Origin of the sequence: Afipia felis ATCC 53690 (genome assembly GCF_000314735.2) — a bacterium.
In the GTDB taxonomy this organism is placed as follows: Bacteria; Pseudomonadota; Alphaproteobacteria; order Rhizobiales; family Xanthobacteraceae; genus Afipia; species Afipia felis.
The window spans coordinates 2,652,258-2,677,345 of record NZ_KB375270.1 but is presented as its reverse complement, the minus strand read 5'-3'; the positions used below and the strand labels follow the sequence as shown (position 1 = coordinate 2,677,345).

Sequence of the window (25,088 nt, the reverse complement as noted above, 5' to 3'; positions counted from 1 at the left end):
AAACCTTTGCGGGTAACGAACGCGCGTCTGAAAAAAAGACGCCGCGAAGCGCTGATTTGTGGCACGAAACCAGGCCAGAGCCTAGGACAAAGTAGGTGCCTTCAAGTTATTGAAAAAATAGTATTTTCTGACCATTTTTCAAGGCCGCGAACAGGCCTTTCGAGGGCTTGCAAAAAGCCTGATTCGCGGCTCCTTCGAAGGCGGTTTTCAGGTGCGCGGAAAGGCTGAAATGGACGCCTATCGGGCCGGTTTGATCGCCCCGTCCTCGACCTCGAACCGATCGGCGCGGGCGCCGGCTTCCATGAATGCGGCGGGGTCCGCGCCGGTCATCCAGACCTGTGCGCCGAGCGTTGCGAGTTCGTCGAACAAGGCCGCGCGGCGGCGCGGATCGAGATGCGCGACCACTTCGTCGAGCAGCAACAGCGGTGTGATTCCGGTCATTTCGGCGACGAGGCTTGCGTGCGCGAGGATGAGACCGATCAGCAGCGCCTTCTGCTCGCCGGTGGAGGCTTCTTTCGCGGGCATGTCCTTCGGCGCGTAGATCACATGCAAATCGGTGAGGTGTGGGCCGTTCAGTGTGCGCCCGGCGGCCGCATCGAGCAGGCGGCTCTTGCGCAGGATATCGCGATAGTGGTCCTCCACCGCCGTGGCGGGCTCACTCATCAGCGCGTTTTCCATCCAGCCGTCGAGCGTGATGCGGGCCGACGGAAACGCCGAGGTCGCGCCGCGCGCCGCGAGCATTGCACTGAGCCGCTGTAGCGTATGGCCGCGCTGGGCAGCGACAGCAACAGCAAGCTCGGCGGTCTCGCGTTCGATCGCCTCGCACCAGTGCGCATCGAAATTGCGATCCTCCAAGAGGCGATTGCGCGAACGCAGCGAGCGCTCCAGCGCGGAGACGCGGCTGGAATGGTCCTTGTCGATCGCGAGCACGAGACGGTCGAAGAAGCGCCGCCGTTCCGAGGCGGGGCCGGTGAACAGCCCGTCCATCGACGGTGTGAGCCACACCATGCGTAAATGCTCGCCGAAGGCGCTTGCGGAGGATACGGCTTCACGATCGACGCGAACGCGGCGCGGCGAGGTGCCCTCGCCTGTGGGGGCGTCGATGCCCGTGCCGAGCGTGGCAAGCCCGCCTGCACCTTCAACCTCCGCCGCGACGGCCCAGGAGCCGTCGCCCGTGCGGTTGGCGATGTCCTCGAAACGCGCGCGGCGCAATCCGCGTCCCGGCGCGAGCAGCGAGATCGCCTCGAGGCAGTTCGTTTTCCCTGCGCCGTTCGGGCCGACCAGCACCACGAGATCGCTGCGCGGCGCAACGCTTGCCGCGCGATAGCTGCGGAATTGCGTGAGACTGAGGCGCAGGATGCGGGAGAGGATCATGGGTAACTTATGTTCGTCATGGTCGGGCGTGTCCCGGCCGTCGGCGTCTTGAATACTTTCCAGACATCGAATGGCAAAGACGCGTATGCCCGGCACTATAGACGAAGCGAAGCAACGCCGTTCTTCGAACGGCTATGGCCGGGCATGACGAATAAAGCGCATCAGAGAAGGAAAAACCTTACACCCGCATCGGCATCAGCACGTAGAGCGCGTCGCGGTTGGCCTTGTCCTGGATGAGCGTCGGCGAGCCGGGATCGGCGAGCTTGAGCACCGCGGCGTCGCCCTGGATCTGGGCTGCGATGTCGAGCAGATAGCGCGAGTTGAACCCGATATCGAGCGGATCGGAGGCATAGTCGACCTCAAGCTCTTCGGTGGCGCTGCCGGAATCCGGATTGACCACCGACAGCACGAGCTTGCCTGCCGACAGCGCGAGCTTCACGGCGCGGCCGCGTTCGCTCGAGATGGTGGAGACGCGATCGACGGCGGCCTCGAAGTCGCGCTTGTCGACGACGAGTTCCTTCTCGTTGTTCTGCGGAATGACGCGGCCGTAATCGGGGAAGGTGCCGTCGATCAGCTTCGAGGTCAGCACCACATTGGAGAGCGTGAAGCGGATCTTGCCCTGCGACAGCTCAATCGAAATCTCGGCTTCGGTGTCCTCGATCAGGCGCTGCACTTCGCCGACGGTCTTGCGCGGCACGATGACACCCGGCATTCCGACGGCGCTCTTGGGCAACGGCAGGTCGAATTGCGCGAGGCGATGGCCGTCGGTTGCGACCGCGCGCAGCGTCTGCTCCTTGGCCGAGCCTGCAGCATGCAGATAGATGCCGTTGAGATAGTAGCGTGTCTCTTCCGTCGAGATCGCGAATTGCGTGCGGTCGATCAGGCGTTTCACGTCGGCGGCGGTGAGCGTGAACGAATGGGTCATCTCGCCCGCCGCGAGATCCGGGAAATCGCTCTCCGGTAGCGTCTGCAGTGTAAAGCGCGAGCGCCCGGCGCGGATCGCGAGCACAGAGCGCTCGCCGTCGCTCTCCAGCACGATCTGGGAGCCGTCGGGCAGCTTGCGTACGATGTCGTAGAACATGTGCGCGGGCACGGTGGTGGAGCCGCCGGTGGCAACTTCCGCCGGCAGCGTTTCGGTGACTTCGAGGTCGAGGTCGGTCGCCTTCAGGCTCAGCCGGCTATCGGCGCGGATCAGGACGTTGCCGAGGATCGGAATGGTGTTGCGCCGTTCGACCACGCGGTGAACGTGTCCCAGAGACTTCAACAGTTGCGCGCGCTCGACCGTAACTTTCATGACACTCCGCCATCGATCGTTGGGAAACCGGGCAGCCCTGTGGGCGCGCCGGTCATGACACCGCAAGGGGACCGGGGCGATGTGCCCGGCCCCCGTCGCGGGGCGGTTAAGGTGCCGTGATTGGCGGCACAGTGCAAGAGAGAGCCGGCCGATTTAACGGCTGGATTTCCGTTATTCCTGGAGTTGCCGCTTCAGCAGTTCGACCTCGTCGGACAACGTCACATCCTTGGAGACGAGCGTTTCGATCTTGCGCACCGCGTGCAGCACGGTGGTGTGGTCGCGGCCGCCGAACCGGCGTCCGATCTCCGGCAGGGAGCGCAGCGTCAGCGTCTTTGCGAGATACATCGCGACCTGCCGCGGGCGCACCACATTGGCGGTACGGCGCGAGGAAAGGAGGTCAGAGCGGCTGACATTGTACTGCCGTGCGACGACGCGCTGGATGTCCTCGATCTTGACACGGCGCGGCTCCTGCGGGCGGATCAGGTCGCGGACTTCGCGCTCCGCCATTTCCAGCGTCACCGGCGTAGAGTTGAGCTTGGAGTGGGCGAGCAGGCGGTTGATCGCGCCTTCGAGGTCGCGGCCGTTATGGGTGATGGCCTTCGCCAAATAATCGAGCACCGGCAACGGCACGTCGAAGCTCGCGTGATGCACACGGGCAGCCGAGACGCGCGATTTGAGGATTTCGAGGCGCAGCTCTTCGCCGAGCGCGCCCATCTCGACCACGAGTCCGCCTGCGAGGCGCGAACGGACGCGATCGTCGAGGCTCTCCAGATCGGACGGTGGACGGTCGGCGGCGATCACCACCTGACGGCCGGCATCGATCAGCGCGTTGAGCGTATGGCAGAATTCGGCCTGAGTGGATTTGCCCTGCAGGAACTGCAGATCGTCGATCACCAGCACGTCGATGCCGCGCAGCGCTTCCTTGAAGGCCAGCGCGGTCTGCGTCTTCAGCGCGGCGACGAAGCCGTACATGAATTTTTCCGCGGTCAGGTACAGAACCTTCCGATCGGCGGAATTGCCGGCCCAGGTCACCGCCTGCAGCAGGTGAGTTTTGCCGAGGCCGACGCCCGCATGGATATAGAGCGGGTTGAACATCACATTGTCGCCGCGGCGGCCTTCGGCCACCTGACGTGCGGCGGCGAGTGCCAGGGTGTTGGAGCGGCCGCCGACGAAAGTTGCAAATGTCAGACGCGGATCGAGCGGCGAGCCACCGAGCGCCTCATGGCTGGCCGAGACCGGCACGGTCGCGACCGCGCGCAATTCCGAAGGACCGCGATGCTCGTGCTCGCTCAGCCGTTCCTCGACGCTCGCCTTGACGTCCTTGGCGACGACCGGCGCGCGGACTGGCGTGCGCACGGTGAGATCGACCCGGCTCACCTCCGGCAACTCCGCCTGCCAGCAGCTCAGCACCCGGTCGGCATAATGGGTCTGGATCCAGCTCTTGAGAAAGCGCGTCGGCACCGACAGATGCACGCTCTCTCCACCGACGCGCTCGAGATCCATGCGCGCGAACCAGCTCGAATAAACATCCTCTCCCACCGTGGAGCGCAGCCGCCCCTTCACTCGGGTCCAACGATCCTGTTCGATGCCTTCAGCGATTGCCATTTCGTTTGCTTTTCTCGTTTGAAGTTTCTGGTTGGTTTGGCGAATAAAATGCTTCCTTGGCGCTTCGTCGAAGACAGTTCCGCGTTCGGCGCGAACGCACCGGCGGCGGTCACTGAATTCGGGGACGAAAGCGGGAAAGTCAGCGCGGAGTTAAATGCGGACTGGGCGGGCGCAGCACGCAGTAGCGCAGGGTGCGCGTGGGGTGCCTTTCAGTGGGGCCAGTTGCCGTCGCAGAGTCTGCCGTTGTGGAGCGAAGACCGATGTCGAAGGACGTCTCGAAAGGCATAGTACTCCCCCTCTCACTGCGTGGGTCGCAGCGAGCTCGTGTCATTCCAGTTTTTAAATCGCGGCAGCCTGGCGCCTAACGCCTTCTGGCTTTGCCGTCTTGACCCGCTTGCCCTACGTTCCTCTGCATCCCCTGCGTCGACGAAGGCGGCTGCTCTGTGCTCCGGCTTTTCTCCCGTCCCGGTGATCCGGTGCGAGGAAGACGAATTCGACATAGCAAGCCAATCTCACAAACCGTGTGAGTCGAGTTCTCCGTCATCGCTGAGGAAGCGTCGCTAACCTGCACCTTGATCTGCACGTCCGCCCTTGACCTTTCGTTCGACAGTTCTTTGCTTCAAAGACCGTTCGATCCGATCAGTCGCGGGGCGCCGCGACGGGTTAAGAGATACACGAGGCTAAACTTCCCGCAACGGAATGATTTTCAGCGCGTGACGAAAAAACCAGCGCGGCGTGTGCGCGATGTCGGTGAAGGTCGCGATGTGCTTCGCCAACTTTTTGAATCTCCGCATAGATTCGCAGACGTCATCCGCTGTCACAAAAGCCGGGCGCGCCAAAAAAAATTCATAAATCATTTACGATTCACCTGAGCGCCGCCGTGCTTTCGAAGTGGTCTGTCACGCTATGCCGATAAGTGATTATCGAGTCGCGCTAATTTCTGTTCATTGCAGCAGGGTAACTTTCGGTGCGCGGCTGTGCGTGTGAGGTGAAGCTATTGACAGCGCGAAACCGTGCTGCCGCGCAGATGCGGTGCGCATGTGCGAGGTGTAAGTGTCTGCTTTTTGCGCGCTGCGTTGCGATGTGTGACGAGCCGCCGCATGGCGATGGTGTGCAGGGCGACGCGCAGTTCGAAGAAAACAACGATCCGAAGAGACCAATCTGAAAAACAAAAAGGCCCGGCGATGCCGGGCCTTCGATCCATTCTGCTGAAGCAGGAATGGTTGACTTGGTTACTTCGCGAGCTTGGCGATCTGCGCGGTGAGGCGCGACACCTTCCGGCTCGCATTGTTCTTGTGAATGATGTTGCGCTGGGCGGCGCGCATGAGCTGCGGCTCGGCCTGCTTCATCGCCTCGACGGCCGCGGCGCGGTCGCCCTTCTGGATCGCGGTCTCGACCAGACGAACCGATCCGCGCATCTGGGTGCGGCGGGATTTGTTGATCGCGGTGCGACGGGCAATCTTGCGGGTCGCCTTCTTGGCGGAGGTAGTATTGGCCATGGTCTCTTTGCGTCCTTCGGCGGCGCTCCGTTAAAGAGGCCGGGCTGGTCGTGCTCGGCCACGCGGCCGATGCGATAGTGTTGATGTTCCGCGTCCCGGAAGCCTGCGCCTGTCAGACCGTTGGTCAGACAAATGAGGCGTGCCTCAAAGAACAGCGGCGGCCGGATTTCTCCGCCGCCAGATTGGGGCCCCTTATAAGGGCGCAACTTTCGACCGTCAACGACTTCGCAGGCCCTGGAACAGCCCGGTTTCGAGGAAAATCGGGCGGATTTGGTTGAATTTTATGGCTTTGCCCGGTATTGCCGCTTCGTCTTGGCAAGGGGGGCTCATGATCCGCGGTCTGTTTCGCCTCATCGGTCTGCTGCTGCTGGCGGGGGCTTTCATCTTTCTGGTCTATGACGGCGCGCGCTCGATCGCCGATCAGACCCTGCGCCTGACCCGCCTCGGCGACTTCTGGAACGACATCAATCAGGCGAGCCAGCGGGCCTTTCAGGCGAAAGTCGAGGAGACGTCGGCCTTCCTCTGGGATCACGTCGTCAAGGTTCTGCTGCATCAGCCGACCTGCGTGGTGCTCGGTGTTCTCGGCATCGCGCTGCTGGTGCTGTGCCGCCCGGCCAAGCCGCTGATCGGCTATGGGCGTGACTGAGCGGACGTAACCTCTCGCCGTCGCCTGCGTAGTACCTATATCCTCGTCACAGCGCAGGAGACCGCCATGTTCTTTTCCCGCAAGCCGCTTGCCATTCCGACCGCCGCCGAGGCTCTGCCCGGGCGGCCGACGCCGATCCCGACAGCGCGCACCCATTTCGTCAACGGCCATGCGCTGAAAGGGCCTTATCCCGCAGGGCTGGAAAGCGCGGTGTTTGGGCTCGGCTGCTTCTGGGGCGCGGAACGCAAGTTCTGGGAGCTCGGTGATGCGGTCTATGTCACCGCGGTCGGATATGCCGGCGGCGTCACGCCCAATCCGACGTATGAAGAAGCCTGCAGCGGCATGACAGGGCACACCGAAGCGGTGCTCGTGGTGTTCGATCCGGCGAAGATTTCCTACGAGACGCTACTGAAGACGTTCTGGGAAAGCCACGATCCGACGCAGGGTATGCGTCAGGGCAACGATATCGGCACTCAGTATCGTTCGGCGATCTATACGACCAGCGATGCGCAGATGAAGGCGGCGCTCGCGTCAAAGGCCGCCTATGAAAAAGCGTTGGCGGAGAAGGGTTATTCGGCGATTTCGACGGAGATCGCGCCGCTGGAGCACTTCTATTTCGCCGAGGACTATCATCAGCAGTACCTCGCCAAGAATCCCGCAGGCTATTGCGGCCTCGGCGGTACCGGCGTCTCCTGCCAGATCGGTACCGGTATCACGGCCTGAGAAGAGGGCGCTTTCCCGCCCGGGAAAGCGCCGATGTCGCGTCACTTACCCTTTGTTAACCATAAATGCTGCACACCGGGACAAACCCTTTCTTGAGAAAGGGCAAGCCCGGAGCGTTTGGTGCGCCCGTTTCGCGTGTCATTGATTGGTGTTGGTCTGCTTGCGCTCGCGGTGTCGGGCTGCATGCGTACTGCTGCGCCTCCGGTCGTGGCCCCGCGTGCCAATCTGGACGCGCTGATCTACAAGACTGCGCCTTGCGCGCCGCCGCGCTGTGCGCCAGCTGCGATGTCCGCGAACGCGGCGATGCCTGCGACCGTCGCTAATGCCTATGCTGCGACGGAAGGACCTTACCGATTGGATGCCGGCGACAAGTTGCGCATCGTCGTCTTTGGTCAGGAGGGGCTGACCAACACCTATGCGGTCGATGCCGGTGGCTCCATCACCATGCCTCTGATCGGTGGTGTGCGCGCAAAGGGACTGTCACCTGCCGAACTTGCAGGCGTCATCACCGCGCGCCTGAAGCATGGCTATATCCGCGAGCCTTATGTGGCGGTGGAGATCGAAGCCTATCGGCCGTTCTTCATTCTCGGCGAGGTCACGGCACCGGGTCAGTATCCCTATGTGCCGAACATGACGGCGGAGAGCGCGGTGGCGATCGCCGGGGGCTTTACGCCGCGTGCGCAGCGGCAGGATGTCAAGCTGACGCGGACTTATCCCGCAGGGCCGCTCACCGCGACCGTGCCGCTCGCGACCACGCTCAAGCCGGGCGATACCATCCTTGTCGGCGAGCGCTGGTTTTAAAACAGCGGCGATTTACCAAGCCAGTCGCGGCTCCAGTCGCCCTTCCATCCGGTGAGGCGGCCGTGGCGGAATTGCAGATAGAGCGGGTCCTTGCGAAACAGAAAGCCCTCGCCATTGACCATGCGGATAACCACGAAGGTCTCGTTGCCGGGCGATCCGCGCACATAAGTCAGAGGCGTGCCGAGTGCCGCAGCCGCGCTTTCAGCGTCCATGCCGAATGTGAGCGGCGCTGTGTTCGACAGTGTCGAGGTGAATGGCCGCTGCGGTGCGTCCTGTTGCGCCATCGCGAGCGAGGACAGGGCGGTGCTGATCGCGAGTGTGACGCAGCACGCGAGCATGGCGGAGCGTGAGACGAGAGCGGATTTCATCATGCTGCGATTGTTGCATTCCCGCGCCTGAAGGCAAGCGGGAATTGCCGGCCACAGATCAGGACGCAGCGCCCTGCCGGAATGGCAGAATCTGCGCCGCTTCCTTGGTCGCATCATTGCGCGGGACGTAGCCGCCTGCTTCCATGATCTCGCGTCTCAGTTCGACCTGGGTGAAAGGCTTTGCCAGTTTCGCCACGTCGTCGCCCGCACCAGGTTCGAGTTCGGCGTAGCCGGTCGCGAGAATCACGGGAAGTGCGGGCCACTGTGCCCGGATGGCCTGGATTAGTTGCAGGCCGGTCGTGTGCGGCATCGCCTGATCGGTGATGACGAGGTCGATGCCGTCGTGGTTGCGCAGAATATCGAGCGCTTCCTGCGCCGAGGAGGCGGCAACCCCGATATGACCGAGGTCTTCCAGCATCGCGATGGTATTGGTCAGTACCAGCGTGTCGTCATCGACCGCGAGCACGACCATCGATTCCTGTCCGGGGGCAACCCGGGTGATCTGCGACGTTTGTTGTGTGGCCGAGAGTGTCGATGTAGCGACCGGCAGCCACAATTCGGCGGTGGTGCCCTTGCCGGTGGCGCTTTGCAATACGAAACGGCCGCCGCATTGTTCGGTCAGGCCATGCACCATCGAAAGGCCGAGACCGGTACCCTTGCCCGGGCCCTTGGTGGTGAAGAACGGTTCGGCTGCGCGGCGCAGCGTGTCCGCATCCATGCCGCTGCCGCCGTCCTCGACGCTGAGGCAGACATAGCGTCCCGGTGAGAGCGCCAGCTTGTTTTCCTCAGGAATGTCTTCCTCTCGTGCGGCGATCACGATCCGGCCGCCATCCGGCATGGCGTCGCGGGCGTTCACTGCAAGATTGAGCAGTGCCATTTCGAGTTGATTGGCGTCCGTCAGTGCCGGTGCGATGGCTAGCGGAAACTGCGTCTGGATATCGATGGACGGGCCGAGCGATCGCTGCAGCAGTTCGGTCATGCCGCGGATCAAATTGGGAATATCGATCGCGGCCTGCACGAGGTCCTGCCGGCGTGCGAAGGCGAGCATGCGCTGAGTCAGCGTCGAGCCGCGCCGCGCGCCCTGCATCGCGTTCTCGAGCAGGGTGTGGAGCTTGGGATCGTCCGGCAGCCGTTTGCGCATCAATTCGAGGCTGCCCATCACTGCCATCAGCAGATTGTTGAAATCGTGCGCGATGCCGCCGGTGAGCTGGCCGATGGCTTCCATCTTCTGCGAGTGCAGCAGCGCCTCGCGGTGCTGATCCAGATTGATCTGCGCGTTGCGGCGCTCGGTGAGATCACGCGTGATCTTGGCGTAGCCGACCACGCTGCCGTCGGGTGCCCGGATCGGATCGATGACGACAAAAGCCCAGAACTGCGTGCCGTCCTTGCGCACGCGCCAGCCTTCGCTCTCGAACTTGCCTTCGCGCCGCGCCGTCTCCAGCGCCCGCTCGGGCAGCCTGTTCTTGCGGTCGGCTTCGGGATAGAAGCGGGAGAAGTGCTGGCCGATGATCTCGTTAGCCGCATATCCCTTGAAGCGCTGTGCGCCGGGATTCCAGCTCGTGATGATGCCGCTGGGGTCGAGCATATAGATGGCGTAGTCCGTCACTGCTTCAACCAGCAGGCGGTAACGGCCATCTTCTATCTGGGACGCGGCGGAATGGTCGGAGAATTCCATGACCCTCAAAAAGACCCTTTGAAACGACGGGGCTTCCTGGAAGCCGCGCTGGCCTTACTAACATCGGCAAGCCTTGTTCGTTCCAGCTTTTTCCGGCGGCTTGAGGCGGGAAAATCGCCCGGATGGTTACCGGCCGCAGCATTGGGCGGACGCGCTGATCCGTCTCTGGATCAAGGGCGGCGGCGATGGCTTACTCGGTCCGGGCCGGAGGAGTGGGGTCTGGGCTTAAGGGACAGCGTCCTTGCGCAGATCCGCCACGGAAATTCCGGAAATCGGGAAGCGCCGCCCGCGTTTCGCAGCCTCTCAAAAAAAATTTTTCGATGGTGCGGAAGGGTCAATGCCGGGTTCCGACAGAAGGATATTCTCGCTGCGGTCCGGGGCGCAGTAAGGACGTTTTCTTCCATCGTGTCGTTGCAAAAAGGCCTTCTCTCGCAAGCATAACTTGATTTTTTGCGATCGCCACCAAACCTCGTCTCGCGTTTGCATTGCCCCATATGAAGATGCACAACGGCGTTGTCCTTCGCCGAAATGGCGTGCAGGCGAGCGGTCCTGCAGCGGCTTTTCGAGACGACAGGCGCCTCCGCGAGCCGACGGGTTCGTGCTGCATCGAGAGCAAGGTTGCGATGACAAAAGTATTCCCCGGCCCGGCCCTTTCCGAAGACCAGTGGCAGCAGATCAGCTCGCTGGCGACCACCTTGTCGCCTGAGCAGGCGACCTGGATCAGCGGTTATTTTTCCGGAGTCAGCGATTCTTTCCGCCTCGGAACTCGCGGTGGAACGGCCTTGGCCGAGCCGCCGGCGGTTGCTACGCCCGCGCCTGCGGTGGCCAGCCGGACCTTGACCGTTCTTTACGCCAGCGAAACCGGCAACAGCGCGGCGCTCGCCAAGGCGCTCGCGCAGGACGCCAAGGCACAGGGCATCAATGCCAGCGCCGCCAGCATGGCTGACTACAAGGTACGCGCCCTGAAGGATGAGGAGGATCTCGTCGTCATCACCTCGACCCACGGCGAGGGCGACCCGCCGCAGGCTGGCGTCGGCTTCTTCGAGTTTCTGGAAAGCCGCAAGGCGCCGAAACTGCCGCAACTGCGCTTCGCGGTGCTGGCGCTCGGCGATTCCACCTATGAGAAATATTGCGAGGCCGGCAAGCGCATCGATCGCCGTCTCGAAGAGCTGGGCGCCCAGCGGATCGCCGAACGCGTCGATTGCGACGTCGATTACGAAGAGCCAGCTTCAGCATGGCACACCGACGTGCTGCGTCGTCTTGCGCCAGCCGCGCAGGTATCCACCGTTGCACCGGCGGGGGGTTCGTCTGCCGTTACTCCTGCGCAAGCGGCATCTTTTGATAAGAAGAATCCGTTTATCGCAAGCGTGATCGATAACATCGTGCTGACGGGGCGCAACTCCAGCAAGGAGACGCGGCATATCGAATTGTCGCTCGCCGATTCGGGCCTCACCTATCAGCCGGGCGATGCGCTCGGTGTGGTGCCGCGCAACGATCCGGCGCTGGTAGCGACCCTGATCGAGAAACTCAAACTGAACGCCGATACGCCCGTGACGGTGAAACAGCGGACCTTGCCGCTGCATGAAGCGCTCGGCAGCGCCTTCGAGATCACGGCGGCGACTCCGCGCTTCCTCGACCACTGGGCCGCCGTCACCGGCGCATCTGAGCTGGAGCGGCTGCGCAGTCCTGAGGAGGGCGCGGCGCGCACTGCGTTTCTGCACAATCATCATGTTCTGGACATCGTGAACCGCTTCCCGGCGTCGGGCATCGAGCCTGCAACGCTGCTTGCGGGCCTGCGTCCGCTGCAGCCGCGGCTCTATTCGATCGCATCGAGCCTCGCGGCCGCGCCGGACGAGGTCCACCTCACGGTCAGCACCGTACGCTACAATCTGCACGACGCGCCGCGCGCGGGCGTGGCCTCAGGCTATCTCGCCTCTCTGACGGGTGAGGATGCCACGCTGCCGGTTTATATCCAGCCGAGCGCGCATTTCCATCTGCCGGCGAATGATGTTCCGATCATCATGATCGGCGCCGGCACGGGCGTCGCGCCCTACCGCGCCTTCATGCAACAGCGCGAGGCAGAGGCGGCATCGGGACGCTCCTGGCTGTTTTTTGGGGAACGTAATTTCCGCAGCGACTTCCTTTATCAAGTGGAATGGCAGGCTCTGCTCAAGAGCGGCGCACTGAGCCGCATGGATGTCGCCTTCTCCCGCGACGGCGCGAACAAGGTCTACGTCCAGGATCGTCTGCACGAGCAGGGCCACGATGTTTATGCGTGGCTTGAAGAGGGCGCGCAGGTCTATGTCTGTGGCGATGCCGCGCACATGGCGCCCGACGTGCATGCGGCGCTCGCCGCCATCGTCGAAACCCACGGCGGACTGAGCCGCGAGGCCGCCAATGAATATCTCACCGAGTTGCAGCGCGACCGCCGCTATCTGCTCGACGTTTACTAAAGGCGCATGTGATGGATGTGAAAGTTCAAGTTGATCGCAGTCGCGATCGGTCGCAACCGCTCGACAAGCTCGGCCCCGATGAGACGCTGAAGGCCAACAGCGATCAGCTACGCGGCACGATCGCGAAGAGTCTTGCGGATCCGATCACGCTGTCGGTCGATCCGAGCGACAACAAGCTGATGAAATTTCACGGTATCTATCAGCAGGATGACCGTGACATTCGCGACGAGCGCCGCCGTCAAAAATTGGAGCCCGCTTTTTCGTTCATGGCGCGCGTGCGCCTGCCGGGCGGCGTTTGCAGCCCGAGTCAGTGGCTCAAGCTCGACGAACTCGGCCGCGCCTATGGCGGTGATACGGTGCGCCTGACCACGCGACAGACTTTCCAACTTCATCACGTACTCAAGCATAATCTGCGCCCGGCGTTGCAGGGGCTGCGCGAAGTGCTGCTCGACACCAAGGCGGCCTGCGGCGACGACACCCGCGGCGTGATGGCCACAGTGAACCCGCTGGTCTCGAAGGCGCATGCCGACGTCTACGCCCTCGCGAAGCAGGCGAGCGAGCATGCCCTGCATCGTACCGGCGCCTATCGCGAGATCTGGTACGAGGAGGAGCGTGACCCCTCCACCGTCAAGTCGGTGCCGGACGGCAGCGAGGAGCCGTTCTATGGGCGCACCTATATGCCGCGCAAGTTCAAGATCGGTTTCGCGATTCCTCCGAGCAACGACATCGATGTCTACTCGCAGGATCTGGGCTTCATCGCCATCGTCGAACGCGGCAAGCTCAAGGGCTTCAACGTTGCCATTGGCGGCGGCCTCGGCCGCACGGACCAAGCCCCGAAGACCTATCCGCGGCTCGCGAGCGTGATCGGCTATGTCGATGCCGGCAAGGTGATCCCGGCGATCGACGCGGTGATGTCGGTGCAGCGCGATTATGGCGACCGCACCGACCGCTTGCATGCGCGCTTCAAGTACACCATCGATGACAAAGGCCTCGACTGGATCAAGGGCGAGATCGAGAACAGGCTCGGCTTCGACCTTGCTCCGGCGAAACCATATACCTTCACCTCGAACGGCGATCCACTCGGCTGGATCACCGGCGAGGATGGCCGTCTGCATTGCACGTTGTTCATTCAGAACGGCCGCGTCATCAACCGGCCGGGCTATCCGCTGATGGATGGACTACGCGAGGTGGCCCGCATTCACAAAGGCCATTTCCGGCTGACGCCGAATCAGAACCTCACCATCGCCGACATCGCTCCGGAGGATCGGTCCGCGATCGAAGCGGTGATGAAGGAGTACAAGCTCGACGAGTTCGAGACTCGCAGCAAGCTGCGGCTCAACTCGATGGCGTGCGTGGCGCTACCGACCTGCGCTCTCGCGATGGCTGAGAGCGAACGCTACTTGCCTGACCTTGTCACCAAGATCGAGACGTTGCTCGATGCGCACGGCCTCAAGGACGAGCCGATCACGATCCGCATGACTGGGTGCCCGAACGGCTGCGCGCGGCCCTATATCGCCGAGATCGCGCTGACCGGGCGTGCGCCGGGCAAATACAATCTCTACCTCGGTGGCGGATTCCACGGTGAGCGTCTGAACAAGATGTATCTCGAAAACGTCGGCGAGCCAGCGATTTTGGAGGCGCTCGACAAGGTGCTCGGTCATTTCGCGCGCGAGCGCAAGAATGGTGAGCATTTCGGGGACTTCGCCATTCGCGCGGGTTACGTCGCGGAGGTGAAGGAGGGGCGTTACTTCAACGACTGAGCGCTGCCGCGGCTGGCGATGGGCCGGGTTTGCTTGCGACGTCATCTTCATGTCGTGTGAAGATGACGTCCAGTTTCCGTGAGAGGTTGTTGTACCGCCGCTCGTCAAGCGCGCCATTGCGATGGAATCTCATATCCATCCGTTCGAGCCAGCCCGCATGATCCTGGATGCAGAGATCGAGTTTGCGCAGAAGTCCGTCCGGGTCGTCCGCACCGAGCTCCGGCACGTAGAGCTCCGAGTTGGCATAGGGTGGCGTGCTCGTGCAGATCGGTACAAGGCCGTTCGAGATGTAATCGAGCAGCTTGATGTCCGACTTGGCGTCGAAGAATTGTTGATTGTGCGTCGACAAGCCTGACGGCAATGGAGCGAGCCCGATCGATCCGCCAAAGGATCGCAGGAATTCCCGATAGGAATTGACGTCCAGCCGTTGAATGTATCGCCAACGCTTGAACTGCTGCCCCATGGCGGGATTGAAGCGGCCGATGAAGATCACCTCGTAATCATGGTGATTGGCGATGTTCGCGAGCTTGCCGGTGAATTCAGGGCTTTTACGCAGCATGAACGGGTGATCGCCCGACGTCCAGATGATCTTCTTTTGAATCGTCCGAGGCGGTGGTTCGTGGCCCAGATGGCCGTTTTTCAGGGTTATGATTTTGTCGGTTGAGTGCTGGTCGCACAGCAGGTGCGATCTGAGCGCGTCCGTGGACGTGGTGACGACTTGCGCGTTCTCGAGGCACCAGCGGATGCGTTCGACGACATGCGGCCTGTTTTTGACGAAATCGGGGACTGCGGTCAGGAGGTCGTCGATATCATAAATGATCGGAACATGCTGATGCTTCCGCAAGAAGCGATATTGCGCAGTCGATACGTTGCGATGACACCAGATGTGGGTGAAGGCAAAATCCTTGTGCCACCCCGTCAAGTTCATCTTGCGGTCCGCAAACTGAAAGTCGGAGATCACGCCGCGGGCAAGGAGGGCTGCAAGAAAAGGCCGGACGCGAATCTCATTCAGTTCGGTGTCCGACGAAAGGGCCAGAACAGACGGCTCGGTATCGAGTCGATATTTGAAATGAGAATGAGAAAAAAGCATCGCCATCCCGGCAGGTTTCGTGATTCAAACATAAGCTATTTGGGAAATGGGTCATAATAAAAATATGGAACGCCGCCTGTCGATCTTCGCCGCAGGAGAATGGGCCCCGACAAAGGACTCAAATAAAGGCCTCAAAGGAGCGGTGGATTGCCCATGCCTGAAAATGCCACGTTTTAAAAATGTTTTAGCGCGTGATGCCGCTCCCGTCTGGTATTTTTGTAGAGGGCGGGGAATCTTTGGGCGCGCGGCGTACTGCTTCCGCGTCGATGTCGGGGCGTCGGCAGGCAGCTTTCTACACAGATCCATCGCGGCCACGTCGGTCGCGAGATTCAAGAAGAAGGCGAGAAAGAACCTTGTCGCCGATATTCTCGCGCGTCTGGTTGTCTCGGTCGCGAATGGTCGGACGGGCGGCCACAACGGTTCGCAGGCCGGGATTCCTTGCGAAATTTCCGCCTGTTTGTCTTGAAAACCGGCGCTGCAACGGGCAATGAAACGAGCCGCTGCATTCGATCGGACAATTTATGGCGCGATCTTCCTCGAAGATCACAAATGATCCCTACGGAATGTTTCAGCTTATCAAGCGATTGGTGACTGAACAGGGACGCGTGTACTGGCGGCGCTATGTGGTTGTGTTTGTCCTGATGGCGATCGGCTCTGCGGCAAGCGCCGGCTCGGCCTATTTATTTGGCAAGGTCATCAACGAAGCCTATGTCTATCGCAACGTCAGCGGCATCATGACGTTGTCGGCGATCGTGATCTGTCTTTTCACGGCCAAGGGAATCGCGACGTACTGGCAGGCGGTTATCCTGTCGCGAATCAGCAATGCCATTCTCGCCAACAATCAGCGGAAGCTGTTTGCAAAATTGATGCAGGAAAGCGTCGGCTTTTTCTCGCAATCCCATTCGTCAGATCATCTGAACAGACTTGTGGTCGGTGCGGCCTCCATTACGCAAATCCTGTCGTTGCTGATTACGACTGCTGGACGTGACCTCCTGACGCTAATCGGGCTTGTGATCGTGATGGTGACGCAGGATCCCCTGCTGTCGCTGCTCAGCCTCGTCATCGCGCCGCCGATGTTCCTGTTCGTTCGCAAGCTCGTGCGCCTGATCAGGCAGATCGCGTCAGGTCAGTTCACCAGCGGCGCCTTTATCATGGAAGCTGTTCAGGAGGCGCTTCAGGGCATCCGTACCGTGAAGGCCTTCACCCTCGAGGAGGCGATGCAGCGACGGGTCGACGGGAGCGTCGCGGAACTGGAAGCGCGTGCTAACAGGATGGCGAAGGTCGCCAACAGTTCCGCTCCGCTGATGGAGATGCTGGGCGGCATCGCGATCGCCGGTGCGCTGATGTATGGCGGCTATCGCGTCATCGCCACGAACGCCGCGCCGGGAGAGTTCATCTCTTTCATTACCGCCTTCCTGTTGGCTTATGAGCCGGCGAAGCGCTTGGCCCGTCTCAATATAGATCTGAGCGGGCTGATGGTCGGTGCGCGGATGTTGCTCGACGTTATAGACAGGCCGGCGTCGGAACCGGATGACAGTGACAAGCCCGCGCTGAAGCTTACGCGGTCGCAGATCGAGTTTCGCGATGTGACGTTCGCCTACCGTCCGGCAGATCCGGTATTGAAGTCGATGAATTTCGTCGCGGAGCCGGGCCAAGTCACCGCACTGGTTGGCCCATCGGGCGGCGGAAAGTCGACGATCCTGTCGCTTCTTCTCCGGTTCTATGAGCCCGGCGAGGGCGCGTTGATGATCGACGATCAGAATATCTCGAAGTGCTCGCGGAACTCGCTTCGCCGGCAGACGGCCTATGTCGGGCAGGACGTTTATCTGTTTCGGGGCACGATCCGCGAGAACATCGCTTTCGGAAAAGCCGGTGCAACGCAGGATGACATCGTGGCGGCGGCGAAGGCGGCCTATGCGCATGATTTTATCTCGAGCTTTCCGCTCGGCTATGACACGCCGGTCGGTGAGCACGGCACCCAACTTTCGGGTGGGCAGCGGCAACGTGTTGCCATCGCGCGCGCCCTGATCAAGGATGCGCCGATCATCCTGCTTGACGAAGCCACGGCGGCGCTGGATTCCGAGTCGGAAAAATTCGTGCAGGAGGCGATCGCGCATCTCTGCAAGGACCGCACCACGATCGTTATCGCGCATCGGCTTCATACGATCATACGTGCCGACCGGATCCTCGTGATCGAAGGCGGCGTGGTCGTCGAATCGGGCCCTCATGATGAACTGCTTCGTAGGAACGGCCGCTATGCAGCCTTCTTTCGGTTGCAGCAGCGTGAATCGAGTGACGAAACCGCTGATGCGGTATTGGCCAGAGCTGGCGGATAAAAAGACTGGCGGATTGTGGCGGGGTGGCCATCAGGGCTGATTTCGCTCAATCTTGCAGAAAATCCCGTCTGTTGCGGTCAGGCAGCGATGACGGCGGTGCCCCCGGAACAATCGCCGCTTTCATGAATCGCCGGTGTCCATTAGTGTGAGCCCGAGCTTATTCCAAGTCTCATTCAGACCACAGATCACACGGGCGATAGACGAATTTTGGCAAGTGCTGCGATAGAAATTCAAAATCTGGGTTTGGAAGGCGTCAAGCTCATCAAGACGCGCAAATTCGGTGACCTTCGTGGCTTCTTTTCAGAAACCTATAGCCGGAAGGATTTTGCCGAAGCCGGTATCGATATCGAATTTGTGCAGGACAATCACTCACTGTCCTCCGCGGTTCATACCGTGCGCGGGCTTCATTTCCAGCTTCCTCCGTTCGCGCAGGACAAGCTCGTCCGCGTGGTGCGGGGGGCGGTGTTCGACGTCGCGGTGGATCTTCGCCGCCGTTCGCCCACATACGGCCAGCACGTTAGCGCTGTCATTTCCACTGACGCATGGAATCAGATTCTGGTGCCGGTCGGGTTCGCCCACGGCTTTATGACGTTGGAGCCAGACACCGAGGTCATTTATAAGGTCAGCAATTATTATTCTCCGGAGCATGATCGGGGTCTTTTGTGGAACGATCGCGATCTTGCTATTGATTGGCCGAGCAAATCAGAGGTCCATCTCTCCGAAAAGGATGGAAAGTTGCCGGCCTTTCGCGACCTTCCTCAAATCTTTTAACGGACACGGTCGATGAAGTTATTGGTCACCGGCGGTGCGGGATTTATCGGCTCTGCAGTCGTTCGCCATTTCGCGGGTCGATCGTCAGTCGAAGTCGTCAACGTCGATGCTCTGACATATGCGGGCAATCTTGATTCGCTGAACTCCATCGCCGAGGCGCCGAACTACAACTTCATCAAAGCTGACATCTGCGATCAGCCCCTGATCGCCCGGATTTTTCGCGAATACCGGCCTGATGCCGTCATGCATCTGGCAGCGGAAAGCCATGTCGACCGCTCGATCGACGGGGCTGCAGCTTTCATCCGCACGAATATCCAGGGGACGCATACGCTGCTCGAGGTCGCGCGAGCCTATTGGAATGAACTCGACAGAGCGCGTCAGGAGCGTTTCCGGTTTCATCACGTGTCGACGGATGAAGTGTATGGAGAACTGGGGAACGAGGGCGCGTTCACGGAAGAAACACCCTACGCGCCGAATTCGCCTTACGCAGCCACCAAGGCATCCTCGGATCACCTCGTTCGTGCCTGGCACCGCACCTATGGCCTGCCGACGATTATCAGCAACTGCTCGAACAATTACGGCCCGTTTCAGTTTCCGGAGAAGCTGATCCCTCTGACGATCCTGAACGCTTTGGAGAAACAGCCGCTTCCCGTCTATGGCCGTGGCGAGAATGTCCGCGACTGGCTGTATGTCGGGGATCACGTCGCCGCGCTCGATCTCATTCTTAGCGAAGGCAAGCCCGGCAGCACCTATAATGTCGGTGGTGGCGCAGAGATGAAGAATATCGATGTCGTGCGGACGATCTGCGCGCTGATGGATGAGCTGTCGCCGAAATCCACGCCGCACGCGGAACTGATTACATTCGTGACCGACCGGCCCGGTCACGATTTCCGTTACGCCATCAACGCCGACAAGATCAACGCATCGCTCGGATGGCGGCCCAGCGAAACCTTCGCGTCGGGCCTGCGCCAGACGGTTGCCTGGTACTTGGCCAATCGCAATTGGTGGGAACGCATCCGCTCCGGCGTCTATCGCGGCGAACGGCTTGGAGTCGCAATCGCATGACTCGCAAAGGCATCATTCTCGCAGGCGGCTCCGGCACAAGGCTTCATCCTGCGACACAGGTCGTCTCGAAACAGCTCCTGCCGGTCTTCGACAAGCCGATGATCTATTATCCATTGTCGACGCTGATGCTGAGCGGTATTCGCGAGATTCTGATTATTTCGACGTCTCAGGATTTGCCGTTATTCCAGCGGCTGCTCGGTGATGGAAGCCAATGGGGTCTCTCGCTCAACTACGCTCCTCAACCATCTCCAGATGGACTCGCACAGGCCTTCATTATCGGCGAAAAATTCATAGGTAACAGTCCATCGGCGCTGGTGCTGGGCGACAACATTTTCTACGGCCACGACCTGACGCGGCTCATCCAGTCTGCAAACACACGCAGCGATGGCGCCACGGTCTTTGCCTACCACGTTCAGGATCCCGAACGGTACGGCGTTGCGAGTTTCGACCGTCAGGGACGCGTGACCGCGATTGAAGAAAAGCCGAAGCAGCCCAAATCAAATTATGCCATCGTTGGTCTGTATTTCTACGACAACCATGCGGTTGAATATGCGCACGACCTGAAGCCCTCGGCGCGAGGCGAACTGGAGATTACGGATCTCAATCGCCGTTATCTCGAAGCCGGCAATCTCCACGGCGAGATCATGGGCCGAGGATTCGCCTGGTTCGACGCCGGCACGCATCAGTCCCTTCTCGATGCCAGCCAGTTCGTTGCAACGCTCGAAGAACGTCAGGGTATCAAGATTGCTTCGCCGGAAGAGATCGCATGGCGGCAGAAATGGATCGACGATGGCCAGTTTACGCGTCTTATCGCACCGCTTCGCAAAAGCGGATACGGCCTGTACCTGCAGCATGTACTGAAAACCGAGAACGACCTGTAACGGGCGCTGCGGATATTCTGTCCGTGCTGAAAATTCGGGCTAGAATTCCGAAACGTATTTTCTGAGATCGTCCTGCCAGCGCTCGAAATAGTTGCTCCCGCTCTCGCCTGTGAGATAGACGGATTCAAGTCCTTCGAAGGTCGGCCGCGGCGCAGCTAGCGGAAACATATCCGACGTCACGGGCAGCAACGATCCACGATAGTGAAGCGCATTCGCTATTTCTGCCGCGATCTGGAATCGGGTCGCAAGGCCTTTGCTGGCGAAGTGAACAAGACCGCGTCGTCCTTCGTTCGCCGATGCCAGCAGGAAGTTCGCCAAATCTCTGGCCACGGTGATGGTGCCATGCTTGTCGTCGACGGCCTTGATCTCGCTTGCCCCGTTTCGGATCTGCGAAATGATCTTCCCGACGAATTTGTGATCTTTCTCGGGGCCGCCTCCGATCATCCAGCCTGCACGGACGATCAGGTGATTGAAGGGGAGATGTTTGTTGACGGCGTATTCGCCCCATAGCTTGGAGCGGCCGTAATAATGAACCGGACAGGGCAAATCCAATTCGTTGTAGGTCGGTTTACCTGCGCCGCCGAAAACGCAGCCGGTGGAAATATAAGCCAGCCAGCCTCCAACCTCCGCAGTTGCCTTTGCGATTTCTTCCGTGGCGGTGACGTTCATCTGCGCTGCGCTGGCCGGGTCTCGCTCGCACGCGTCGACATCCGTTTTGGCTGCGAGGTGCAAGACGTAGGCGGGCTTCACTTTCTTGATGAGGGCAGCGATCGATCCCGGATTTCTCAAGTCCCATTCCGAGCGGGGAGGAGCGATCGTCTCGTAACCCCGCGCGTCCGCCATGCTCGATACATAGCCGCCCAACATGCCGGTCGCGCCCGTCACCAGAAATGCAGTCACGTTGTCCCCTCAAAAATAATACGACTGGTGTGCATCAATGGATCGCAGTCGGCGCGAGTATAGTTCTCGCGATGCAGAGTTTAAATGTTTCTTAAAAAAGGTCCCATCCGCGGCCCATGGCGGAAGCAGGTTGATTTCATGGGTCACGGAATGGCAAGGCCTTTCAAAGCTCTGATTCTCAGCCTATCCTGAGTGTCGGCTGCTTGTGTTTTGCCAATAGGGGATGAGGGGCGCGCGATGCTGAATGACGGTCAACGGTCTGCTCGGGGAATCCGCGCTCGAATCTCCAACCTTTTCAGGGCGCGCTCTGTCCTCGGAATCGCAGTCTTGGCCGTATTGTTTGCGGCGATGGCATCTCCCTCCTACGCGGAGACGGGGACGGTTCGCTTCAAATTCTTCAAGGCGGGCTGGTTCGTGGGCGCGCAGACCGGCTCCGGTATTCTGGAGTTTCGCAAGCAGATCTATCCGTTCCATATCGGCGGGATCAGTGCGGGACTGACGTTCGGTGGTTCCTCGACGGATTTCGTCGGTACCGTTCGCAACATGCACCAGCCGACCGACATCGAGGGTGTCTACACGGCGCTTGGTGCGGGCGTGGCGGTGATTGGCGGCGTGCGTGTCATTCAGATGCGTAACGCAAAAGGCGTCATCCTCACCCTCGAAGGCAAGCAACTGGGGCTTCAGTTCGATTTCGACCTGAGCGGAATGAACGTCTCCATCCAGAAACGATAACAGAGGCGTTTCATCGGAGTCAGGTGGCGGCTCGTCCCCGGCAAGGCCGTTCAATGGTTTTGCCGGGAGGGCTGGAAGATCGCCATATCCTGCTGGAGCACGAAGGGCAGCGAATCCTCTGTGCGCCGAATATCGGTCGAGATGCCGAAGATCTGCTCCATAATGTCCGAATTGATGCTCGATGCCGGGTGTCCGTCGGCTGCGATACGGCCGTTCTTCAGGACGACGATGCGATCCGCAAAGCGTACGGCAAGATTGAGATCGTGCAGAACCGCGATCACCGTCGTGCCTGCCCGAGCCTTGGCACGCGCGAGGTCGAGCAGCTTGATCTGATGCCGCAGGTCGAGGCTCGATGTCGGTTCATCTAGGAGCAGTATGCCCTTGCCATGCGCCCGCTCACCGAGTGTGAGCTGCAGCAGCGTGCGCGCGAAATGGGCGCGTTGCTGTTCGCCACCTGACAGTGTCGGAAAATCCCGGTGCCTGAAGGCCGACAGTTCGACCTCGGCCAGCAACGCTTCGATCAACTCGCCGGTTTGGGCCAGCGTTCCGGCTTCGCCGCCCATCCGCACGATCTCCTCGACCGTGAACGGAAAGCTGACATGGATGTGCTGCGACAGCACCGCGCGCCGCATCGCCAACTCGCGCGGGGTATAGGCGGCCATGGATTTGTCCGCGAGCAGCACGTGCCCCGAGGTCGGGCCGAGATCGCCGGACAAAAGGCGCAGCAGTGTGGACTTTCCCGCACCGTTGGGGCCGACGATGGCAACGGTCTCGCCTGGTTGGAAGTCGATGCTGACATGATCGAGCAGCAGCGCGCCTTTGATCCGGTAGCAGGCCGATTCAAGTTTCAGCATGTTCGTCACAGGCTCACCAGAGTGCGCTGGCGCAACAGCAGAACGAGAAAAAACGGTGCGCCGACGGCAGCGGTCAGAATTCCGATCGGCACTTCCGCCGGCGCGGCGATGACGCGCGCGCAGCTGTCGGCTGCAACCATCAGGATGGCGCCGAGCAAGGCCGATGCAGGCAGAAGCAGGCGGTGTCCCGGCCCGATCACGATCCGCAACAGATGCGGCACGATGATTCCGACGAAGCCGACCACGCCGCAGACCGCGACGGACGCGCCTGTCATCGCCGAAATCAACACGATGGCAATCCGCTTGATCCGCTCCACCGCGACGCCGGCGTGAAACGCTTCGGCTTCGCCCAGTACCAGCAGATCGAGCGGGCGGGCCAACATAGGTGCCGCGATGAGCATGGCGAACAACACGGGCGCGAGCATGGCGGCCTTGGTCCAGGTCGCGCCGCTGAGTGAGCCGAGCAGCCAGAACGTGATGTCGCGCAACTGGCGGTCGTCGGCGACGAACACCAGAAGGCCGATCCCTGCATTGGCGAGCGCTGCGATGGCAAGGCCCGCCAGCAGGAAGATCGCGACGGAGGTGCGTCCGGCGGAGCTTGCGATGCGATAGAGGGCGAAGGTAGTCGCGAGCGAGCCTGCGAAGGCTGCGACGGGCAGCAGGTCGAGACTGAAGTAGGGATGACCGGCGAGCAGCGAGTCCCCGATGACAATCGTAAGCGCGGCGGCAAATGCGCCGCCGCTGGAGACGCCGACCAGCGCCGGATCAGCTAGCGCGTTGCGGAACAGCCCTTGCATCATCGCGCCGGCCATTGCCAGCATGGCGCCGATCATCGCTGCGCAGGCGAGGCGCGGCAAGCGGATCGAAAACAGCACGAGCTTGTCGCGCGCGATCACGGACGCATCGGCCGGACCAATCCCGAGCGCAGGCCACAACCGGTGAAACGGAATATTTGCAGCGCCGATGGTGGCGGATATCAGCAGGATGGCGACAAGCAGGCCAAGCAGTAGGACAAGCGTCAGCGCGGCTGGCGGCCGGCGCAATCGCACCGGCAGCTTTGCTGCGCCTGTTGATGTGGTGGTCATCGCGTCCGGCAATCGGTCACGGCGACGCGGGAGGTCCAATGCTCGCCCTTTTCGAGCGACGGATAGAGATCAGCCGCGAGATCGTGTGCGGCTGATGCTGTACGTGGGCCGAAGCCAAGCAGATAGAGGCCGTCCATGGCGATGAAGGATTTCGTTGCCGACGCGGGCGTCAGTTTGAACGCCGGATTCGCGAACACCATGTCCGCGTTCAGTGAATCCTTGCCGCGTTGCATGGCGAGAATGACTTCGGGCTTCGCCGCGACGATGGCTTCCTCGCTGATGGTCTTGTAGCCGTCATAACCGTCGATGGCGTTGGTGCCACCGGCCAGCGTGATAATTTCATCCGCCGCCGTATTGCGTCCGGCCGCCATCGCCCGTCCGTCAAGTAGCGACATCACGAACATGATCCGCGATTTGCGGTCGATATGAGAGCGCAGCTGCTTGATAGCGGTCAGATCGGCGGCGACCGCTGACGCCAGGCATTCGCCGCGTGCTTCGACCTTCATTTCCCGGGCGATGATTTTGATCTTGTCGATGAGGCCGTCTTCGGTGAAGCGATCAGGAATGATCGTCAGCGGCACTTTCGCCTGGCGCAACACGTCCAGCGTCGAAGCAGGGCCAGAACCCTCGATCGCCAGGATCAGATCGGGCGCGAGGCCGAGGACGCCTTCCGGCGAGAGCTGCCGCATATATCCGACATTGGCCTTGGTTGCGATCGCCTCGTGCGGGTAGAGGCTCGTGCTGTCCACGCCGACAATCTGGTCCTGCAGACCGAGCGCGTAGAGAATCTCGGTTACGGCGCCGCCCACGGACACGATACGTTTTGACCCGGCGTCGGTCGCAGAGGCTGGCTGGAGGCCAAGCACGGCGACAGGCAGGGCTGTGGTCAGGAACCGTTTCAATGTCTTGCGCGACAAAAATCCCAGCACGTCCATCAAACCTATTTCGTCAGGATCAATTTGTTCTGCGAGGTCAGCCGCAGCCGGTAGGTCTCGCCGCCATGCGTGATGAGAATTTCGCGCGACAGGCGAAACAACTCGGCGCTGTCCATGCGATTCCCGGTAACCGGGATTTGCCGCGTGGCTTCGTCGGTCTGCGACGGTGGAATACGATCTATTGGTGAGGCAGCGTTCATGATCTCGATCGGGCTGTGTTGTTTGCCTTGTATCGAAACCG

24 protein-coding genes are annotated in these 25,088 nt (G+C 60.9%); 11 read left to right on the top strand and 13 right to left on the bottom strand.

Features of this window, described 5'->3' with window-relative positions:
* Positions 1-237: 237 nt before the first annotated feature.
* The 5 genes from recF to rpsT form a co-directional block, all read right to left on the bottom strand.
* Complete coding sequence (gene recF, locus HMPREF9697_RS12695; protein ID WP_002717630.1) at positions 238-1,374, bottom strand: DNA replication/repair protein RecF; 1,137 nt, start codon at positions 1,372-1,374, stop codon at positions 238-240.
* Positions 1,375-1,552: 178 nt separating this feature from the next.
* Positions 1,553-2,668 (bottom strand): DNA polymerase III subunit beta, encoded by a 1,116-nt coding sequence (gene dnaN / locus HMPREF9697_RS12690; protein ID WP_002717629.1) that lies wholly within the window; start codon positions 2,666-2,668, stop codon positions 1,553-1,555.
* A gap of 171 nt (positions 2,669-2,839) precedes the next feature.
* Complete coding sequence (gene dnaA / locus HMPREF9697_RS12685) at positions 2,840-4,273, bottom strand: chromosomal replication initiator protein DnaA (protein ID WP_002717628.1); 1,434 nt, start codon at positions 4,271-4,273, stop codon at positions 2,840-2,842.
* Positions 4,274-4,953: 680 nt separating this feature from the next.
* Complete coding sequence (locus HMPREF9697_RS20965; RefSeq protein WP_157223250.1) at positions 4,954-5,130, bottom strand: hypothetical protein; 177 nt, start codon at positions 5,128-5,130, stop codon at positions 4,954-4,956.
* A 375-nt stretch (positions 5,131-5,505) separates the two neighbouring features.
* Positions 5,506-5,772 carry a 30S ribosomal protein S20 gene (gene rpsT / locus HMPREF9697_RS12680; RefSeq protein ID WP_002717626.1) on the bottom strand — a complete coding sequence of 89 codons (267 nt, stop codon included), beginning with the start codon at positions 5,770-5,772 and terminating at the stop codon, positions 5,506-5,508.
* A 328-nt stretch (positions 5,773-6,100) separates the two neighbouring features.
* Between rpsT and HMPREF9697_RS12675 the strand changes: the two genes are divergently transcribed.
* The 3 genes from HMPREF9697_RS12675 to HMPREF9697_RS12665 all read left to right on the top strand — a co-directional run bounded on the left by HMPREF9697_RS12675 (position 6,101) and on the right by HMPREF9697_RS12665 (position 7,942).
* Positions 6,101-6,418, top strand: coding sequence for a hypothetical protein (locus HMPREF9697_RS12675; RefSeq protein WP_002717625.1), 318 nt, complete (start codon positions 6,101-6,103; stop codon positions 6,416-6,418).
* 66 nt (positions 6,419-6,484) lie between these two features.
* Positions 6,485-7,141 (top strand): peptide-methionine (S)-S-oxide reductase MsrA, encoded by a 657-nt coding sequence (gene msrA / locus HMPREF9697_RS12670; protein ID WP_002717624.1) that lies wholly within the window; start codon positions 6,485-6,487, stop codon positions 7,139-7,141.
* A gap of 120 nt (positions 7,142-7,261) precedes the next feature.
* Positions 7,262-7,942: a polysaccharide biosynthesis/export family protein gene (locus HMPREF9697_RS12665; RefSeq protein ID WP_002717623.1), complete on the top strand. Its 681-nt coding sequence runs from the start codon at positions 7,262-7,264 to the stop codon at positions 7,940-7,942.
* On the opposite strand, the gene HMPREF9697_RS12660 is transcribed toward HMPREF9697_RS12665, so the two are convergent.
* Complete coding sequence (locus tag HMPREF9697_RS12660; protein WP_002717622.1) at positions 7,939-8,313, bottom strand: hypothetical protein; 375 nt, start codon at positions 8,311-8,313, stop codon at positions 7,939-7,941. The genes HMPREF9697_RS12665 and HMPREF9697_RS12660 overlap by 4 nt on opposite strands.
* A 55-nt stretch (positions 8,314-8,368) precedes the next feature.
* Positions 8,369-9,985, bottom strand: coding sequence for a PAS domain-containing sensor histidine kinase (locus tag HMPREF9697_RS12655; RefSeq protein ID WP_002717621.1), 1,617 nt, complete (start codon positions 9,983-9,985; stop codon positions 8,369-8,371).
* Positions 9,986-10,608: 623 nt separating this feature from the next.
* On the opposite strand from HMPREF9697_RS12655, the gene HMPREF9697_RS12650 reads away from it, so the two are divergent.
* Both HMPREF9697_RS12650 and HMPREF9697_RS12645 read left to right on the top strand, forming a co-directional pair.
* The gene (locus HMPREF9697_RS12650) at positions 10,609-12,438 is read left to right on the top strand and encodes an assimilatory sulfite reductase (NADPH) flavoprotein subunit (protein WP_002717620.1); all 1,830 of its coding nucleotides are present in this window, start codon (positions 10,609-10,611) and stop codon (positions 12,436-12,438) included.
* Positions 12,439-12,449: 11 nt separating this feature from the next.
* A complete protein-coding gene (locus HMPREF9697_RS12645; protein WP_002717619.1) occupies positions 12,450-14,198 on the top strand; it encodes an NADPH-dependent assimilatory sulfite reductase hemoprotein subunit in 1,749 nt (582 codons plus the stop codon).
* Here the strand turns inward: HMPREF9697_RS12645 and HMPREF9697_RS12640 are convergent.
* The gene (locus tag HMPREF9697_RS12640) at positions 14,188-15,288 is read right to left on the bottom strand and encodes a glycosyltransferase family protein (protein ID WP_002717618.1); all 1,101 of its coding nucleotides are present in this window, start codon (positions 15,286-15,288) and stop codon (positions 14,188-14,190) included. The two genes, HMPREF9697_RS12645 and HMPREF9697_RS12640, sit on opposite strands and share 11 nt — an antisense overlap.
* Positions 15,289-15,352: 64 nt before the next feature.
* Here HMPREF9697_RS12640 and HMPREF9697_RS20960 point away from each other — a divergent pair, with 64 nt between their 5' ends.
* The 5 genes from HMPREF9697_RS20960 to rfbA all read left to right on the top strand — a co-directional run bounded on the left by HMPREF9697_RS20960 (position 15,353) and on the right by rfbA (position 20,341).
* Complete coding sequence (locus HMPREF9697_RS20960) at positions 15,353-15,754, top strand: hypothetical protein (RefSeq protein ID WP_147293895.1); 402 nt, start codon at positions 15,353-15,355, stop codon at positions 15,752-15,754.
* 55 nt (positions 15,755-15,809) lie between these two features.
* Positions 15,810-17,624, top strand: coding sequence for an ABC transporter ATP-binding protein (locus tag HMPREF9697_RS12635; protein WP_002717617.1), 1,815 nt, complete (start codon positions 15,810-15,812; stop codon positions 17,622-17,624).
* 222 nt (positions 17,625-17,846) lie between these two features.
* Positions 17,847-18,395 carry a dTDP-4-dehydrorhamnose 3,5-epimerase gene (gene rfbC / locus HMPREF9697_RS12630; protein WP_040308264.1) on the top strand — a complete coding sequence of 183 codons (549 nt, stop codon included), beginning with the start codon at positions 17,847-17,849 and terminating at the stop codon, positions 18,393-18,395.
* A gap of 12 nt (positions 18,396-18,407) precedes the next feature.
* Complete coding sequence (gene rfbB, locus HMPREF9697_RS12625) at positions 18,408-19,460, top strand: dTDP-glucose 4,6-dehydratase (protein WP_002717615.1); 1,053 nt, start codon at positions 18,408-18,410, stop codon at positions 19,458-19,460.
* The gene (rfbA, locus tag HMPREF9697_RS12620; protein WP_002717614.1) at positions 19,457-20,341 is read left to right on the top strand and encodes a glucose-1-phosphate thymidylyltransferase RfbA; all 885 of its coding nucleotides are present in this window, start codon (positions 19,457-19,459) and stop codon (positions 20,339-20,341) included. The genes rfbB and rfbA overlap by 4 nt, the downstream gene beginning before the upstream one ends.
* A gap of 39 nt (positions 20,342-20,380) precedes the next feature.
* Here rfbA and HMPREF9697_RS12615 read toward each other — a convergent pair whose 3' ends face one another.
* On the bottom strand, positions 20,381-21,241 hold the full coding sequence (locus tag HMPREF9697_RS12615) for an SDR family oxidoreductase (RefSeq protein ID WP_002717613.1): 861 nt from the start codon (positions 21,239-21,241) through the stop codon (positions 20,381-20,383).
* A 327-nt stretch (positions 21,242-21,568) separates the two neighbouring features.
* Between HMPREF9697_RS12615 and HMPREF9697_RS12610 the strand changes: the two genes are divergently transcribed.
* Complete coding sequence (locus HMPREF9697_RS12610) at positions 21,569-21,973, top strand: lipid-binding SYLF domain-containing protein (protein ID WP_244597965.1); 405 nt, start codon at positions 21,569-21,571, stop codon at positions 21,971-21,973.
* Between the two features lie 50 nt (positions 21,974-22,023).
* On the opposite strand, the gene HMPREF9697_RS12605 is transcribed toward HMPREF9697_RS12610, so the two are convergent.
* Genes HMPREF9697_RS12605 through hemP form a run of 4 tightly spaced genes read right to left on the bottom strand, consistent with a single transcriptional unit; the run spans position 22,024 to position 25,047 of the window.
* A complete protein-coding gene (locus tag HMPREF9697_RS12605; protein WP_002717611.1) occupies positions 22,024-22,827 on the bottom strand; it encodes a heme ABC transporter ATP-binding protein in 804 nt (267 codons plus the stop codon).
* Positions 22,828-22,832: 5 nt separating this feature from the next.
* Positions 22,833-23,912, bottom strand: coding sequence for a FecCD family ABC transporter permease (locus HMPREF9697_RS12600; protein WP_002717610.1), 1,080 nt, complete (start codon positions 23,910-23,912; stop codon positions 22,833-22,835).
* On the bottom strand, positions 23,909-24,847 hold the full coding sequence (locus HMPREF9697_RS12595) for a heme/hemin ABC transporter substrate-binding protein (protein WP_002717609.1): 939 nt from the start codon (positions 24,845-24,847) through the stop codon (positions 23,909-23,911). Before HMPREF9697_RS12595 ends, HMPREF9697_RS12600 begins: the two co-directional genes overlap by 4 nt.
* A 5-nt stretch (positions 24,848-24,852) precedes the next feature.
* Positions 24,853-25,047, bottom strand: coding sequence for a hemin uptake protein HemP (hemP, locus tag HMPREF9697_RS12590; RefSeq protein ID WP_040307944.1), 195 nt, complete (start codon positions 25,045-25,047; stop codon positions 24,853-24,855).
* Between the last annotated feature and the right edge of the window lie 41 nt (positions 25,048-25,088).